Raw genomic sequence first — 16,814 nt, 5'->3', positions numbered from 1 at the left:
ATTTATTTAATATTTAATCCGATTATATTATGTACTTTTTTTAAAGTACTTTTAGCATATTTTTCCGCTTTTTGTGCTCCATTAATTATAATACTTTTTAACAAAGTTTCATTTTTTCTATAAAGAAAAAATTTTTTTCTAAATTTTTTTAGGAAAAAACATAAATTGAAAATAATAAATTCTTTTAAATCATGATAATTTTTTTTATAGAAATAATATTCTAATTTTTGTATAGATATTTCAGTTATATTAGATAATATAATAAGTAAATTAGAAATTCCTGGTTTATTTTTTAAATCAAATTTTATATTAGGTGGATTATCAGAATCAGTAACTGCATGTTGAATTTTTTTTCTGATTGTTAAATCACTATCAAATAAAGTAATTATGTTATTTTTATTATCATCAGATTTAGACATTTTTGTCATAGGAGATAACAATGACATTATACATGAACCATAATTTTCATGTAATTTTTTTTTGGGAATTGTAAATATTTTTTTCCCATACGTTTTATTAAAACGATATGCAATGTCTCTAACTAATTCAATATGTTGAATTTGATCTTTTCCTACAGGTACTTTATATGTTTGATATAATAATATATCTGCTGCCATTAAAATGGGATAACTAAATAATCCAGCATTAATATTTTTATTTAGATGAATTTTTTTTTTAAATTGTGTCATTCTTTTTAAAACACCAAAATTCGTAAAACAATTTAAAATCCAATTTAATTGAGTATGTTGAGAAACATGAGATTGTATAAAAATAATATTTTTTTTAGGATCAATACCAGAGGCTAAACAAACAGATAGAGTATCTAATATATTTTTATTTAAAACATTTTCTTTTTGGTAAATAGTTAAAGCATGTAAATCAGCTATACAATAAATACAAAAATATTTTTTTTGTAATTTTTTCCATTGACTTAATGCCCCAATATAATTTCCTATAGTCAATAAACCAGTAGGTTGAATCCCACTAAATACTATTTTTTTTTTCATAATTATATAAAAATTTTTTTTTAATTTTTTTTAGATTATGTACTTAATTTCAATTTTAAATTTTGAATAGTATCATAATATGATAATGAATTTTTAAATATAGCTGACCCTATAACAAGAATATCTGCTCCAGCAAGAGCAATTTTTTTTATATTATTAATATTAATACCTCCATCTACTTCTAATAAAATATTTTTTTTTTTAATAATTTGTTTAATTTTAATAATTTTATCATAAATATGATTTAAAAATTTTTGTCCTTCAAAACCAGGATTAACAGACATAATTAAAATTGTATCTAACTTATGAAAAAGATAATCTAAATAACATAAAGATGTGGAAGGATTTAAAGCTAAACCAGCTTTGCATCCATAACTCTTAATTAAAGAAATACTTTTATCTAAATGATAAGAACTTTCTGGATGTAAAGTAATAATATCAGCACCTGATTGTGCAAATTTAATTATTAAATCATCTACTGGTTTGGTCATTAAATGTACATCTATTATAGATTTTATTCCATAGTTTCTTAAAGATTTTAAAACTAAAGGTCCAATAGTTAAATTAGGTACATAATGGTTATCCATCACATCAAAATGTATTATATCAGCTCCTGCTTTAAGTACATCTTTAATTTCTTTTCCTAAATATGCAAAATTAGCAGATAAAATAGATGCAGCAATCAAAATATTTTTCATTTTATAAAAAAACATAAATATAATTTTATTATATACTAATAATTTAAAATAATAAATTTTTATTACTATTAATAGCATTAATAATTATTTTCTCAGATATATTATTATATATAATAACTTTACCAATTCTAACTGGTAGAATAATATTAATCTGTTTTTTTTTAACTTTTTTATCTTTATAAATATGTTTTAAAAGTTTATTTACATCTATATTTGATGGTAATTTAGTAGGTAATTTATATTGTTTTAATAAATTAATAATTTTTATTACATCAAAATTATTTAATAAATTTAATTCTTTAGATATTACAGATGCAATAACAATACCTACTGCTACAGCTTCTCCATGTAACCATTTACCATATCCTAATTCTGCTTCTATAGCATGAGCATATGTATGACCTAAATTTAATAATGCTCTTTGATTATTTTCATATTCATCTTCATAAACTATTTTTGCTTTTAATTTACAACATTTATTAATACAATAAAAAATTTTATCTTTATTTAAAGTAAATAACTTAGTTATATTATTTTCTAACCAAGAAAAAAATTTTTTATCAAAAATAATGCTATATTTTATAACTTCAGCTATTCCAGCTGAAAATTCTCTTTGAGATAAAGTATACAAACAACTTAAATTAATTATTACAATATTAGGTTGATAAAAACTACCAATCATATTTTTCCCTAAATCATGATTTACAGCTGTTTTACCTCCGATAGAAGAATCTACTTGTGATAACAAAGTAGTAGGTATTTGTATATACTTTACACCTCTTTGATAAATAGAAGCAGCAAATCCAGTTATATCTCCTATAACTCCCCCTCCTAATGCAACTAATGTAGTATCTCTATTATGTAAATTTTTAAGTAATGTTGTAAAAATCATATTGACAGTAATTAATGTTTTATATTTTTCACCATCAGGGAGAATAATATAATCAATTTTAAGACCAATATTATCAAATTGATTAAATATTTTTTTAAAATATAAAGAAAAAACCTTTTGATTAGTAACAATCATAATACTATCACCTTTCTTAAGAAAGGGAAAAAATATTTTTTTATCAAATAAATTAAAATTTATAATAATAGGATAATTATTTTTTTTTGTTGAAATTGAAATGGTTTTTTCCATATATATTATTATCCTTTCTTTACATTTAAAAAAATTAATAAAATTAATTTTTTTCTAATAAATTAATAAGTTGACTAGCAACAACTTTAGCACTTTGTTTATCTGTTTTAATTATAATATCAGCTATTTCAGTATATAAATGATTTCTTTTTTTAGCTAAATCTTCTAAAATTTCTTTAGCTAATTCATGCTGTTTATTTTTTAATAAAGGACGTTTTTTATCTCTTTTAGTTCTAATTAATTGTTTTTCTATAGTAGTTTTAAGATATACAACAATTCCTCTGGATGAAAGAATTTTTCTAACTTCTTTAGATTGAATAGAACCTCCTCCTGTAGCTAATACAATTCCCTGTTTTTTAGTAATTTCATCAATAATTTTTTTTTCACGTTTTCTAAAACCTTTTTCTCCTTCTACATCAAATACCCAATTTATATCTGCACCTGTACGATGTTCAATTTCTTGATCTGAATCAAAAAAATCCATTTTTAATAAATTTGCTAGATGACGACCAATTGTACTTTTACCAGCTCCCATAGGGCCTATTAAAAATATATTTCTTTTTTTTGCCATTTTTTTATTAATAATTTATTATTATTGTGAATAAAATTCTTATTTTTAAAAAACAATAAGACATACATTTATACAAATTTTTATATTATAAATATTTTAATTAAATCATAAAAGTATTTTTTAAAATAGTAAATAGTTTATTTTAAAAAAAATATTTAAAATACTAAAATATATTTAAAAAAAAGATAAGATAATTAATTTTTATAATTATCTTATCTACATCATGTTTAAATTTTAGATAAAAATTTATTTATACGATCAATAAATTTATTTGGATTTTCTAATGTACCTTTTTCCGCTAAAATAGCTTCATCTAATAATAGATTAACAAATTCAGCAAAATATTCTTCATCTTTAATTACTAATATTTTTTTAATTAGAACATGATTTGGATTTAATTCAAAATTATATTTTATTTTTGGAGTTTCTTGTCCTGCAGCTGCAAATAATTTTGCCATTTGTGTACTCATTTCATTTAAATCAGTAGTAACAATAGCAGGAGTATTAATTAATCTACTAGTTAATTTTACTTTTTTTATTTTATTACCTAATAAATTTTGTATTTTTTTTAAAAACGGTTTAAATTCTTCTTTTATTTTATCTTCTATAATATGATTTTTATTTTTAATAAATTCATCTAATGAATCATCTTGTTTACTAATAGATTGAAATTTTTTTCCTTCAAATTCATTAATATAACTCATCATCCATTCATCAATATGATCTATTAATAATAATACTTCTATTCCTTTTTGATAAAAAAATTCTAAATGAGGACTGCTTTTAGCAGAAAGATAGTTATCTGATGTTAAAAAATATATTTTTTTTTGTCCTTTTATCATTCTTTTAACATAGTCATCTAAAGATACATTTTGTTTTGAATTATTATTAAATGTTGAAGCAAAGCGTAATAATTTAATAATTATATTTTTATTTCTTATATCTTCTGCCGGACCTTCTTTAAAAATTAAACCATATTTTTCCCAAAAATTATTATATTTTTTTGAATCTTTAGTAAGATTCATTAACATATTAAGAACTTTTTTTGTTAATGTAACCTTCATATTATGAATAATACTATTTTTTTGTAAAATTTCTCTTGAAATATTTAAAGGTAAATCATTAGAATCAACTAAACCTCTCATAAATCTTAAATATTTAGGTAATAATTGTTCTGCATCTTCCATAATAAAAACTCTTTGCACATATAATTTTAATCCATTTTTATAATCACGATTACGTATATCCCATGGGATAGTAGAAGGAATATATAATAAACTAATATATTCTTGTTTACCTTCTACATGATTATGAATCCAAATCATTGGATCAGTACTATCATATGTTAATTGTTTGTAAAATTCTTTGTATTCATTTTCACTAATATCTGTTTTATTACGTAACCAAAGAGCTTGTGCTTTATTAACTTGTTCCCAATAATATTTTTTTTCCTTTTCATTATACATTTCTATTTCTATAGGTAAAGAAATGTGCTCTGAATATTTACTTATTATTGTTTTGATACGCCATGTGTCTAAAAATTCATCATATTTTGGACGTATATGTAGTATAATTTCAGTTCCTCTAAATTCTTTATTAATATTAGATATATGATAATTTCCTTCTCCTGTAGATTCCCAAAAAACACCTTCATCTATAGTTTTACCAGCAGCTCTAGTTTTTACTATAACTTTATCAGCTACTATAAAAGCTGAATAAAATCCTACACCGAATTGACCTATTAATTGTGTATTTAATTCTGTTTTATTATTTGAAGATAAATTTAAAGATTTAATAAAATCTTTAGTACCAGATTTAGCAATTGTACCTAAATTTTCAATAACTTCGTTACGAGTCATCCCGATACCATTATCATTAATAATAATTAATCTTTTTTTCTTGTCTATAGAAATTTGTACCTTTAATATTGAATTATTTTCATATAGATTTGGTTTTGACAAAGCTTGAAATTTTAATTTATCTACAGCATCAGAAGCATTAGATATTAATTCTCTTAAAAAAATTTCTTTATTTGAATAAAGTGAATGAATCATCAAATTTAATAATTGTTTTACTTCAGATTGAAAACTTAGTGTTTCTCTTTTTTTCATAATTATATTACTCTTTTTTATATAAATATTTAATAAGTATATATATTTGTATATTATAAAATACAATAATAAAAAATAATTTTTATATATATAAAAGTATTTAATTCATAAAATTTTTTATATTTTACTTTTATTTTTAAAATAAATTATTATTTCCAATATAATCATTTCAAATCCTATTTTGGGATTCGGAGATAAATACAGATTTTTTTTTCCTGTATTTAAAATATTATATAAAAATTTTAATTCAATTTCTGAAAATCTATTTAATATTTTTTTATAAAATAAAATTTCACTTTTTGTAAAATTAAAATCTAATAAAAAATTACTACAGTTTTTATCTAAAATATTAATTTTTAAAATGTTATGTATTATTATCATTAATTCTGTTATCAAATTAATCCAGTTAACATTAAAAGTAGATATTTTATTAATTAAATTAAAAATTAAATTATATTTTTGTGCTTTAAAATTTTTTATTAATGAAAATAAATATTTTTTTTTTATTAATCCTAACATTAAATTAATATTTTCTGTAGTTAATTCTCCCATAGATATTAATTGATCTGTTAAATTTAAAGCATCACGCATGCTACCACATGCAGCAATAGATAAAGTTTTTAATGCATTTTCATCATATGTAAAATTTTCTTTATTTAAAATATTTTTTATTTGATTGAAAATCATATTTTCATCTATTAATTTTAATTTAAATTGTATACATCTAGATAATATTGTAGATGGTATTTTTTGTAGTTCTGTTGTTGCAAATATAAATTTTATATATTTTGGAGGTTCTTCTATTATTTTTAGTAATGCATTAAAACTATGTTTAGATAACATATGAAATTCATCAAAAATATATATTTTATATCTTCCTTTTACAGGAGGATAATAAATTATTTCTAATATTTCTCTAATATCTTCTACTTTTGTCTTAGATGCTGAATCTAATTCAATTAAATCCAAAAAAGAATTTTTTTTTATAGATATACAATTTTCACAACATCCACATGGATGTGATGTTATTCCTTGTAAACAACTTAATCCCATAGCAAATATCCTTGCTATTGTAGTTTTACCTACACCCCTACTACCTGAAAGTATCCAAGCAGGATGAATTTTTTTAGTTAATAAACTATATTTTATAGCTTGTATAACATGATTTTGACCAACAACGTCATTAAATGAATAAGGACGCCATTTAAAAGCTAAAATATGAGAATTCATTTTTTGATTTTTTATAAAATTAAATAATAAAACATGATTATCTACTTACACATATTATATTTACTACAGCTGCTTCTTTCCAGACCTGACTGGATTAATAAAATAATATTGTTTTTAATAATCATGTTTATACGAAATTATACATAATTTTATTAATTAGTCAATATTTAATTAATTATTTATCACTTACTATACTAATTTGTTTTTCAGTTAAAATTTTTTCATGAAATTTAAAAATTACAGTATATTTTCCAGTATATTTGAAACCTCCTTTTGGTAAAATAATTTCTTTTTTTATAATATTAAATCCAATTTTTTTAAATTCTTTTAATATATCATTTTTACCTATTGAACCAAATAATTTTCCATTTTTTCCTGTTTTAGCAATAATTCGAATTTTATTTTTTATAAAATTAAATTTTTTTAATCGTATTTTTGCTTTATTTAAAATATTTAATAATTTAGATTTTTTTTCTAAAATTTTTTGTTTTAAAATAACAATATTTTTTTTTGTAGCAATAATTACTTTATTTTTTGGTATTAAAAAATTACGTGCATAACCAGGTTTTACATCTATGATTTGAGATTTTTCTCCTATATTAGGAATAGAATCTAATAAAATTACTTTCATTATTTTTACTCTTTATAAAAAAATTTTATTTAAAATAATTATATAAATTATTTATGATGATCAGTATAAGATATTAAAGATAAATATCTTGCTAATTTTATAGCTCTAGTTAATTGACGTTGATATTTTGCTTTAGTACCAGTAATTCTACTAGGAACAATTTTTCCACTTTCAGTAATAAAATTTTTCAAAATATGAATATCTTTATAATCAATTTCTTTAATACCTTCTGCAGTAAAACGACAAAATTTACGACGACGAAAATAACGTATCATAATTTAAACTCCAAATATTTATAAAATAAATCATACTTGTTCTTATAAAAATTAAAATTGATATTATATTATATTGTTTTAATTATATCACTACGTTTTTCTTGATATTCATCTTTAGATTTTAAAATAAAAGATAAATTTTTTCTTTCTGTTTTTGTTTTAAGAATAAGATATCTTATAATATTTTCATTAATTCTTAAATTATTTTCGATTTCTTTTATTATATTAATTTTTGTTAAAACAATATTAATTAATATATAATGTGCTTTATGTAATTTTAATATAGGATATGCTAATTGTCTTCTACCCCAATCTTCAAATCTTGAAATATAACCATCATTTTTATGAATAAGTTTTTTATAATATTCTGTAATATTATTTACTTGATCACTTTGATTAGGATTGATCATTAATACTATTTCATAATAATTCATTTTTTTTCCTTATGGTTGTAGTTTTTAATATAAATTAAAAACAAGGATAAAATTTTATTTTTATATTAACATAATATAATATTTTTTAAAAATTTATATTTATTTAAAATAATTTAAAATATTATGAAAAATAAAAATTTTATATGGAAAAAATTTTTCCAAAAAGAAATAAAAAAAAAATATTTTATAAAATTAATAAAAAAAATTTATAAAGATATTAATAATAAAAAAATTATTTATCCTCAAAAAAAATATATTTTTAATATTTTTAAAAAAATTAATTTTAATAATTTAAAAGTAGTTATTTTAGGTCAAGATCCATATTATGGTATAAATCAAGCTAATGGTTTTGCATTTTCTGTTATGCCAAACATTAAAATACCTCCTACATTGAATAATATTTATAAAGCAATAAAATTTGATATACCTAATTTTATTATTCCTAATCATGGTTATTTAATAAATTGGGTTAATGAAGGAGTAATGTTATTAAATTCGATACTAACAGTAGAAAAAGGAAAACCACAATCTCATGCTAATATTGGTTGGGAAATTTTTACAAATAATGTAATTAAAACAATTAATCAATATTATAAAAATATTGTTTTTTTATTATGGGGAATATATGCTAAAAAAAAATGTGTTTTAATAACATCAAAACATTTAATATTAACTACATCACATCCTTCACCTTTATCCTTTTATAAAGGATTTTATATTTGTAAACATTTTTCTAAAACGAATAAATATTTAATTTTAAATAAAAAAAAACCAATTAATTGGAATATAAAATTAATAAAATAATACGTATTATTATGACATAATTATTTTTAGATTTTAGAATAATTCTCTAATAGATTTTAAAATTAGTAATTACAATATATTTTATATAAAATAAATAAAAAATAATTTATAAGGTATAAATAATGAAAAATGTAGGATTTATTGGTTGGAGAGGAATGGTAGGTTCTGTTCTTATAAAAAGAATGATAAAAAAAAAAGATTTTAATAATATTAATGCTATTTTTTTTTCTACTTCACAATATGGAAAATTAATATCTCATTTTAATATAAAAAATAAATTTTTAAAATTAGAAAATGCTTATAATTTTGAAAAATTATTTGAATTAGATATAATTTTAACATGTCAAGGAAGTGAATACACAAATAGAATTTATTTTAAACTACGTAAAATGGGTTGGAAAGGATATTGGATAGATGCTGCTTCTAAGTTAAGAACTTTAGATGAATCTATCATCGTTTTAGATCCTATTAATTTTCAATATATACAACAAAAAATAAATTCAGGTACAAAAACTTTTGTTGGTGGTAATTGTACTGTTAGTTTAATGTTAATGGCCTTAGGTGGTTTATTTAAAAATAATTTAATTGAATGGATTTCTGTTTCTACTTATCAAGCAGCATCTGGTGCTGGTTCAAAATTTATGAAAGAACTTATTTTACAAATGAAGTTTATATATCAAAATATATCTTCTTTAATTAATAATTCTTCAATTAATATTTTAGATATAGAAAAAGAAATTTCAAAACAAATGTATTCTTCTAATTTTCCTAAACAAAATTTTAATGTTCCTTTAATTAATAGTTTAATTCCATGGATAGATAAAAAAATAAAAAATACTGGTCAAACAAAAGAAGAATGGAAAGGGCAATTCGAAACTAACAAAATTCTAAATACAAATAAAATTATTCCAGTAGATGGTATTTGTGTAAGAATACCTACTTTACGTTCACATAGTCAATCATTTACAATAAAATTAAATAAAGATTTATCTATAAATAATATTAAAGATATTATTTATGAAAATAATAATTGGGTTAAAATTATACCAAATAATTTTCATGAAACTATCAATTTTCTTACACCATCTTTTGTAAGTGGTAAATTGGATATCAATGTAGGAAGAATAAAAAAATTAAATATCAATAAAAATTGTTTTTCTATTTTTTCAGTAGGAGATCAATTATTATGGGGAGCTTCAGAACCATTAAGAAGAATGTTAAAAATATTAATTTAATTTTTTTAAAAAAGAAAATTTAACTTGTTTTTTTTTATTAAAAGTAATAATTTATATAAAATAAGATAATATAATTATCTTATTTTATATATAAAATTTTAATGTGTTGAAAATTATTAATATTGTTAAAAATTTTTGGAGAAAAAATGAAATTTTTTACTAAAAAAAATTCAATATTTATTATATTAATTTTAAGTATTGGTTTAAATATATCTAATACAAACGCATTTACATTAAAAAATGTATCATGGTGGCCAAATAAAGAAAAAACTAAAAATGTTACAAAACAAAAAACAATAATTCATAAAAAAAAACATGGTGTAAAAAACAAAAAACAAAAAGAATTTTTTAAAAATGATAATGATAAAATTGCATATTCTTTAGGAATAACAATAGGGAAATATTTAACACGTACATTTCAAGTACAAAAAACATTAAAAATGGTATTAAATAGAAAATTTATTCTTCAAGGTGTATCTGATGCACTAGATAAAAAATATAAACTTTCTAATAATGAAATCGATAGAGTACTTCAATTATATGATGCTAATGTAAAAGCTTTTAGTCCTAATGAAATTCAAGAAGAAATTAAAAATAATGGAAATATAGGTAAAAAATATATTCAAAAAATTTTAAAAGAAAAAGGTTTTAAAAAAACTAGTACTGGATTAGTGTACAAAATACATAAAATTGGTAAAGGTAAAAAAATTACTAATAATAATCAAATAATTGTTATTAAATATACAGGAAAATTAATTGATGGTACTAAATTTGATAGTACTGAAAAAAATAAACCTTTATTTATATGTTTAAAACAAGTAATAGCAGGTTGGCAAGAAGGTTTAAAATATATAAAAAAAGGTGGTAAAATAACATTGATTATTCCTCCAAAATTAGCTTATGGTTCAGAAATTATTTCTGGTATACCATCTAATTCAACTTTAAGATTTGAAATTGAACTTTTAGATATAAAAAATTCAGTATCTAATTAATCAATTAAATTATTTGTTTTAATTTATTAAATAAATTTTTATTTATAAAAATTTATTTATATATAATTAAATATAAATATATTTTATAATGATATTTTTTAAAATTTAGGTTTTTTAAATATGATTTTCGTAATATTTATAACAACAGCTCCATATAATGGGCAAAATGCCTATTCTGCATATTTATTTACTAAAGCAGTAATAAAAGAAAAAAAAATAGTAAAAGATATATTTTTTTACCATGATGGAGTTTCTAATTCTAATAAAAATATTTTTTTTGATAAAAATGAATTTAATTTAATTAATCATTGGAAAAAATTAAGTATAAAATATCATATAAATTTATATATATGTATTACCTCTGCTAAAAAAAGAGGCTTAATAATGAAAAATAATTCCCATAAAAAAAATTTATTAAATCATAACAAAAAATATGATATTATTGACAACATATTTAAAATAACTACTTTAAGTAAATTTACAACATCTATATTAACTTGTGATTACTTAGTTCAATTTTAATGAATAAAATAGCATTTATATTTACGAAATCTCCGTATGGAAATAGTATTGGAAAAGCAGGACTTGATGTAATTCTATCTATATCCTCATTCACTGAGGATATAGCTTTATTTTTTATAGGAGACGGAGTTTTACAAATATATCATAAACAAAATACAAAAAATTTTTTATTAAATAATTATAATATTAGTTTTAATATTTTAAAACTTTGTAATATTAAAAATTATTATATTTGTTCAAAATCTCTAAAAAATTTAGGGATGGAAAATAATAAAAAAAATAATTGGATCTTACCTATTGAAATTATTAATCCTTTAATATGGAAAAAAAAAATTAGTGATTATGATATAATCATTAACTTTTAATTAAAAAATATATTCTATATGTTATATACCTTATTTAGTTCTCCAGCATCTTGTAATTTTTCTTTATTATTAAATTTTTTAAATAAAAATGATGAGTTACTTCTTATTCAAGACGGAGTATTAGCTGGATTAAAAAATAGTTTATATATTAAAAAAATTATTAAAATTAAACAAAAAATGAAAATATTAATCTTTGCTATAAATAATGATATATTAGCTAGAGGTTTAAATTTAAATATTTCAAACCAAATTATACGAATAAATTACAAAAAATTTGTTTATTTGATAATAAAACATAAAAAACAAGTATTATGGTAATTTTAAAATTATAATAAATTAAATCATTTTAGATTAGGAAAAATATGGTAACAATTAATCAATTAGTTCGTAAAAAAAGATCTCGTAAAATTATTAAAACTAATGTCCCAGCTTTAAATTCTTGTCCACAAAAAAGAGGAGTATGTACAAAAGTTTATACAACAACCCCTAAAAAACCTAACTCCGCTTTAAGAAAAGTATGTAGAGTAAGATTAACAAATGGTTTTGAAGTTACTTCTTATATTTCAGGTGAAGGACATAATTTACAAGAACATTCTGTTATTTTAATTAGAGGTGGAAGAGTAAAAGATCTTCCTGGTGTAAGATATCATACTATTAGAGGTACTTTAGATTGTACAGGTGTTAAAAATCGTAAAAAAGGAAGATCAAAATATGGAGTTAAAAAACCTAAATAATATTAACATAATATTATTTTTTTATAAATTAATTTTATTAAAATCATGGAGTAAGTATTATGCCTCGTAGACGTATAGTTAGTCAACGAAAAATCTCACCAGATCCTCAATTTGAATCAGATTTATTAGCTAAATTTATTAATATAATTATGGTAAATGGTAAAAAATCTATTGCAGAATTCATTGTTTATTCTGCTTTAAATCAAATTACAAAAAAAACAGGTAAAAAAGAAATAGATATTTTTTTAAATGCATTAGAAAATATTAAACCTGTAGTAGAAGTAAAATCAAGAAGAGTGGGTGGTTCAACTTATCAAGTACCAGTAGAAATAAGACCTACTAGAAGAAATACTTTAGCTATACGTTGGTTAGTTAATTCTGCAAGAAAAAGACAAGAAAAATCTATGATTTTAAAATTAACTAATGAAATATTAGATGCTTTAGAAAATAAAGGAAACGCTGTTAAAAGAAAAGAAGAAATACATAAAATGGCAGAAGCTAATAAAGCATTTGCTCATTATCGTTGGTAATAAAATAATTACAAAAATCTAAATAATTTTAATTATAATAAAATGAATCAATTAATCAATAACATATATCGTGACTAAATCAATATTTTTATTAAAAATAATATTTAATATCATTTTTAAATTTTATCTATTAAAATAGAGGAATAATATATGAATCGTATAACTCCTATAAAACGATATCGTAATATTGGTATTAGTGCACATATTGATGCTGGTAAAACTACTACAACAGAAAGAATTTTATTTTATACAGGAGTAAATCATAAAATAGGAGAAGTACATGATGGTGCAGCTACAATGGATTGGATGGAACAAGAACAAGAAAGAGGTATTACTATAACTTCTGCAGCTACTACAGCATTTTGGTCAGGAATGTTTAATCAATATAAATCACATAGAATAAATATTATTGATACTCCAGGGCATGTAGATTTTACCATTGAAGTAGAACGTTCTATGAGAGTATTAGATGGTGTAGTTATGATTTATTGTGCTGTTGGTGGAGTACAACCTCAATCAGAAACAGTATGGCGACAAGCTAATAAATATAAAGTACCTAGAATTGCTTTTATAAATAAAATGGATAGAATGGGTGCAAATTTTATAAAAGTTATAAATCAAATAAAAAATAATTTATTAACAGAAGCAATACCATTACAATTACCTATAGGATCTGAAGAAAAATTTACTGGTGTAATTGATTTAATACAAATGAAAGCATTAAATTGGGATGAAAAAGATCAAGGAATTAATTGTAATTATATTAATATACCTCAAAAAATGGAAAAAGAAGTCCAAATATGGCATAAAAAATTAATAGAAACAGCAGTAGAATCAAATGAAATATTATTGGAAAAATATTTAAATGAGGAGAAAATATCTATACAAGAAATAAAATCTGCTTTAAGAAAAAGAGTATTAAATAATGAAATTACTTTAATTACATGTGGATCTGCTTTTAAAAATAAAGGAGTACAAGCATTATTAGATGCAATAATCGATTATTTACCTTCTCCTAAAGATATTCCTCCTATTCAAGGAATATCTAATAATAATAAAAATATATTAACACGTCATACTAATGATAATGAATTATTTTCAGCATTAGCTTTTAAAATTGCTAATGATCCTTTTGTTGGTAATTTAACTTTTTTTAGAGTATATTCTGGAACTGTTAGTAGTGGAGAAATGATATATAATCCAATAAAAAGACAAAAAGAACGTATTGGTAGAATAGTACAAATGCATGCTAATAAAAGAGAAGAAATAAAAAAAGTTTATGCAGGAGATATAGCAGCTGCTATTGGATTAAAAAATGTAACAACAGGAGATACATTATGTGATATTAATAAATGTATCATTCTTGAAACAATGGATTTCCCTGAACCTGTCATTTCTATTGCTATAGAACCTAAAACTAAAATAGATCAAGAAAAAATGGGTTTAGCTTTAAATCGTCTCATTAAAGAAGATCCTTCTTTAAGAACATGGACTGATGAAGAAACTAATCAAACTATTATAGCAGGAATGGGTGAATTACATTTGGAAATAATTGTAGATAGGATGAAAAGAGAATTTAATGTATCGGCTAAAATTGGAAAACCTCAAGTTTCTTATCGTGAAACTATACAAAAAAGTGTTACTGATATAGAAGGTAAATATATAAAACAAACTGGTGGAAGAGGGCAATATGGACATGTTGTAATAGATATTTCCCCATTAAAATCACAAAAAAATAATACAGGTTATTTATTTACTAATGATATAAAAGGTGGTGTAATACCTAATGAATATATATCAGCTATAGATAAAAGTATTCAAGAGCAATTAAAATCAGGTCCTATGGCAAATTATCCTGTAGTCAATATTGCTGTTAGACTTCATTATGGATCTTATCATGATGTAGATTCTTCTGAATTAGCTTTTAAATTAGCTGCGGCTATTGCATTTAGAAATGCTTTTAAAAAAGCTCATCCTGTTTTACTTGAACCTATAATGAAGGTAGAAGTTGAAACACCTGAAGAATATATGGGGGATGTTATCGGTGATTTAAACCGTAGAAGAGGAATTATAGAAGGTATGAATAATATTTCTACCGGTAAAACTATAAGTGCTTGTGTACCATTATCGGAAATGTTTGGTTATGCTACTGATTTACGTTCTTATAGCCAGGGAAGAGCATCTTATACGATGGAATTTTTAAAATACGTTAAAGCACCTAATAGTATTACAAAAATAATTATGGAATCTAAATCTAAATTATAATACTTAATTAAATAATAATTACATATTTTAACTTTTATTAGAAGGATATTATCCTGTGTCTAAAAAAAAATTTGAACGTTCTAAACCTCATATTAATGTAGGTACTATAGGACATGTAGATCATGGAAAAACAACTTTAACAGCAGCTATTACAACTGTTTTATCAAAAAAATATGGTGGTTCTGCTAAAGCTTTTGATCAAATTGATAATGCACCAGAAGAAAAAGCAAGAGGTATAACTATCAATACATCTCATGTTGAATATGATACAAAATATCGTCATTATGCTCACGTTGATTGCCCAGGACATGCAGATTATGTAAAAAACATGATTACAGGTGCTGCTCAAATGGATGGAGCAATTTTAGTAGTTGCAGCAACAGATGGGCCTATGCCACAAACAAGAGAACATATTTTATTAGCTAGACAAGTAGGAGTTCCTTATATTATAGTATTTCTAAATAAATGTGATTTAGTTAATGATAAAGAATTATTAGAATTAGTAGAAATGGAAGTACGTGATTTATTAACACAATATAATTTTCCTGGAGATACAACTCCTATCATTCAAGGATCTGCTTTAAAAGCATTAGAAGGAGATAAAATATGGGAAAAAAAAATTAATGAATTAGCTAATTCACTAGATACTTATATTCCTAATCCTATAAGAAAAATTGACAAACCTTTTTTATTACCAATAGAAGATGTTTTTTCTATTTCAGGTAGAGGTACAGTAGTAACTGGAAGAGTAGAAAGGGGTGTAATAAAAGTAGGAGAAGAAGTAGAAATTATAGGTATTAGAAATACTATAAAATCTATTTGTACTGGAGTAGAAATGTTTCGTAAATTATTAGACGAGGGACGTGCTGGTGAAAATGTAGGTATTTTGCTTAGAGGTATTAAAAGAGAAGATATAGAAAGAGGTCAAGTTTTAGCAAAACCAGGATCAATTACACCACATACAAAATTTGAAGCAGAAGTTTATATTTTATCAAAAGATGAAGGTGGAAGACATACAGCCTTTTTTAAAGGATATCGTCCTCAGTTCTATTTCAGAACTACAGATGTTACAGGTACTATAGAATTACCATCCAACATTGAAATGGTAATGCCAGGAGATAATATTAATATGATTGTCACATTAATTCATCCAATAGCTATGTCTAATGGTTTACGTTTTGCTATTCGTGAAGGAGGACATACTGTAGGTGCTGGTGTGGTGACAAAAGTATTAAAATAAATATATCAAAAAAGAAGATAAGGGAAAAT

General features: G+C 21.6%; 19 protein-coding genes and 1 other RNA gene. 10 read left to right on the top strand and 10 right to left on the bottom strand.

Annotated elements, in window-relative coordinates:
• Positions 1 to 2 precede the first annotated feature (2 nt).
• The 10 genes from trpS to rpsF all read right to left on the bottom strand — a co-directional run bounded on the left by trpS (position 3) and on the right by rpsF (position 8,098).
• Positions 3 to 1,007 carry a tryptophan--tRNA ligase gene (gene trpS / locus GJT99_RS01705; protein ID WP_168893990.1) on the bottom strand — a complete coding sequence of 335 codons (1,005 nt, stop codon included), beginning with the start codon at positions 1,005 to 1,007 and terminating at the stop codon, positions 3 to 5.
• 35 nt (positions 1,008 to 1,042) lie between these two features.
• Positions 1,043 to 1,705 (bottom strand): ribulose-phosphate 3-epimerase, encoded by a 663-nt coding sequence (rpe, locus tag GJT99_RS01700; protein WP_168893989.1) that lies wholly within the window; start codon positions 1,703 to 1,705, stop codon positions 1,043 to 1,045.
• Positions 1,706 to 1,748: 43 nt separating this feature from the next.
• A complete protein-coding gene (aroB, locus tag GJT99_RS01695; RefSeq protein ID WP_168893988.1) occupies positions 1,749 to 2,846 on the bottom strand; it encodes a 3-dehydroquinate synthase in 1,098 nt (365 codons plus the stop codon).
• Positions 2,847 to 2,889: 43 nt separating this feature from the next.
• A complete protein-coding gene (gene aroK / locus GJT99_RS01690; protein WP_168893987.1) occupies positions 2,890 to 3,417 on the bottom strand; it encodes a shikimate kinase AroK in 528 nt (175 codons plus the stop codon).
• 227 nt (positions 3,418 to 3,644) lie between these two features.
• Positions 3,645 to 5,534 carry a molecular chaperone HtpG gene (gene htpG / locus GJT99_RS01685; protein WP_211080581.1) on the bottom strand — a complete coding sequence of 630 codons (1,890 nt, stop codon included), beginning with the start codon at positions 5,532 to 5,534 and terminating at the stop codon, positions 3,645 to 3,647.
• 111 nt (positions 5,535 to 5,645) lie between these two features.
• Positions 5,646 to 6,758, bottom strand: a complete 1,113-nt coding sequence (dnaX, locus tag GJT99_RS01680; RefSeq protein WP_168893985.1) for a DNA polymerase III subunit gamma/tau — start codon at positions 6,756 to 6,758, stop codon at positions 5,646 to 5,648.
• Positions 6,759 to 6,793: 35 nt separating this feature from the next.
• An RNA gene (gene ffs / locus GJT99_RS01675) (signal recognition particle sRNA small type) lies at positions 6,794 to 6,882 on the bottom strand.
• A gap of 51 nt (positions 6,883 to 6,933) precedes the next feature.
• The gene (gene rplI, locus GJT99_RS01670) at positions 6,934 to 7,389 is read right to left on the bottom strand and encodes a 50S ribosomal protein L9 (RefSeq protein WP_168893984.1); all 456 of its coding nucleotides are present in this window, start codon (positions 7,387 to 7,389) and stop codon (positions 6,934 to 6,936) included.
• 47 nt (positions 7,390 to 7,436) lie between these two features.
• The gene (rpsR, locus tag GJT99_RS01665; protein WP_168893983.1) at positions 7,437 to 7,664 is read right to left on the bottom strand and encodes a 30S ribosomal protein S18; all 228 of its coding nucleotides are present in this window, start codon (positions 7,662 to 7,664) and stop codon (positions 7,437 to 7,439) included.
• A gap of 68 nt (positions 7,665 to 7,732) precedes the next feature.
• The gene (rpsF, locus tag GJT99_RS01660; RefSeq protein ID WP_168893982.1) at positions 7,733 to 8,098 is read right to left on the bottom strand and encodes a 30S ribosomal protein S6; all 366 of its coding nucleotides are present in this window, start codon (positions 8,096 to 8,098) and stop codon (positions 7,733 to 7,735) included.
• A gap of 123 nt (positions 8,099 to 8,221) precedes the next feature.
• Here rpsF and ung point away from each other — a divergent pair, with 123 nt between their 5' ends.
• The 10 genes from ung (at position 8,222) to tuf (ending at position 16,785) form a co-directional block, all read left to right on the top strand.
• Positions 8,222 to 8,902 (top strand): uracil-DNA glycosylase, encoded by a 681-nt coding sequence (gene ung / locus GJT99_RS01655; protein ID WP_168893981.1) that lies wholly within the window; start codon positions 8,222 to 8,224, stop codon positions 8,900 to 8,902.
• 119 nt (positions 8,903 to 9,021) lie between these two features.
• On the top strand, positions 9,022 to 10,137 hold the full coding sequence (asd, locus tag GJT99_RS01650; RefSeq protein ID WP_211080580.1) for an aspartate-semialdehyde dehydrogenase: 1,116 nt from the start codon (positions 9,022 to 9,024) through the stop codon (positions 10,135 to 10,137).
• A 146-nt stretch (positions 10,138 to 10,283) separates the two neighbouring features.
• Entirely contained in the window at positions 10,284 to 11,129 is an 846-nt protein-coding gene (gene fkpA / locus GJT99_RS01645; RefSeq protein ID WP_168893979.1) for an FKBP-type peptidyl-prolyl cis-trans isomerase, read from the top strand.
• 120 nt (positions 11,130 to 11,249) lie between these two features.
• On the top strand, positions 11,250 to 11,651 hold the full coding sequence (gene tusD / locus GJT99_RS01640; protein ID WP_168893978.1) for a sulfurtransferase complex subunit TusD: 402 nt from the start codon (positions 11,250 to 11,252) through the stop codon (positions 11,649 to 11,651).
• Positions 11,651 to 12,016, top strand: a complete 366-nt coding sequence (gene tusC, locus GJT99_RS01635; RefSeq protein WP_168893977.1) for a sulfurtransferase complex subunit TusC — start codon at positions 11,651 to 11,653, stop codon at positions 12,014 to 12,016. The genes tusD and tusC overlap by 1 nt, the downstream gene beginning before the upstream one ends.
• A gap of 18 nt (positions 12,017 to 12,034) precedes the next feature.
• On the top strand, positions 12,035 to 12,334 hold the full coding sequence (gene tusB, locus GJT99_RS01630; protein WP_168893976.1) for a sulfurtransferase complex subunit TusB: 300 nt from the start codon (positions 12,035 to 12,037) through the stop codon (positions 12,332 to 12,334).
• Positions 12,335 to 12,378: 44 nt separating this feature from the next.
• On the top strand, positions 12,379 to 12,750 hold the full coding sequence (gene rpsL, locus GJT99_RS01625) for a 30S ribosomal protein S12 (RefSeq protein ID WP_168893975.1): 372 nt from the start codon (positions 12,379 to 12,381) through the stop codon (positions 12,748 to 12,750).
• 59 nt (positions 12,751 to 12,809) lie between these two features.
• Positions 12,810 to 13,280, top strand: coding sequence for a 30S ribosomal protein S7 (gene rpsG, locus GJT99_RS01620; protein ID WP_168893974.1), 471 nt, complete (start codon positions 12,810 to 12,812; stop codon positions 13,278 to 13,280).
• A gap of 150 nt (positions 13,281 to 13,430) precedes the next feature.
• Positions 13,431 to 15,545, top strand: coding sequence for an elongation factor G (fusA, locus tag GJT99_RS01615; RefSeq protein ID WP_168893973.1), 2,115 nt, complete (start codon positions 13,431 to 13,433; stop codon positions 15,543 to 15,545).
• 55 nt (positions 15,546 to 15,600) lie between these two features.
• A complete protein-coding gene (gene tuf, locus GJT99_RS01610; RefSeq protein WP_168893972.1) occupies positions 15,601 to 16,785 on the top strand; it encodes an elongation factor Tu in 1,185 nt (394 codons plus the stop codon).
• Positions 16,786 to 16,814 lie beyond the last annotated feature (29 nt).

This window comes from Enterobacteriaceae endosymbiont of Donacia cincticornis (assembly GCF_012568845.1).
In the GTDB taxonomy this organism is placed as follows: Bacteria; Pseudomonadota; Gammaproteobacteria; order Enterobacterales; family Enterobacteriaceae.
Note: the sequence above shows the minus strand (reverse complement) of the source record. Positions and strands in the feature narration are given on the sequence as shown.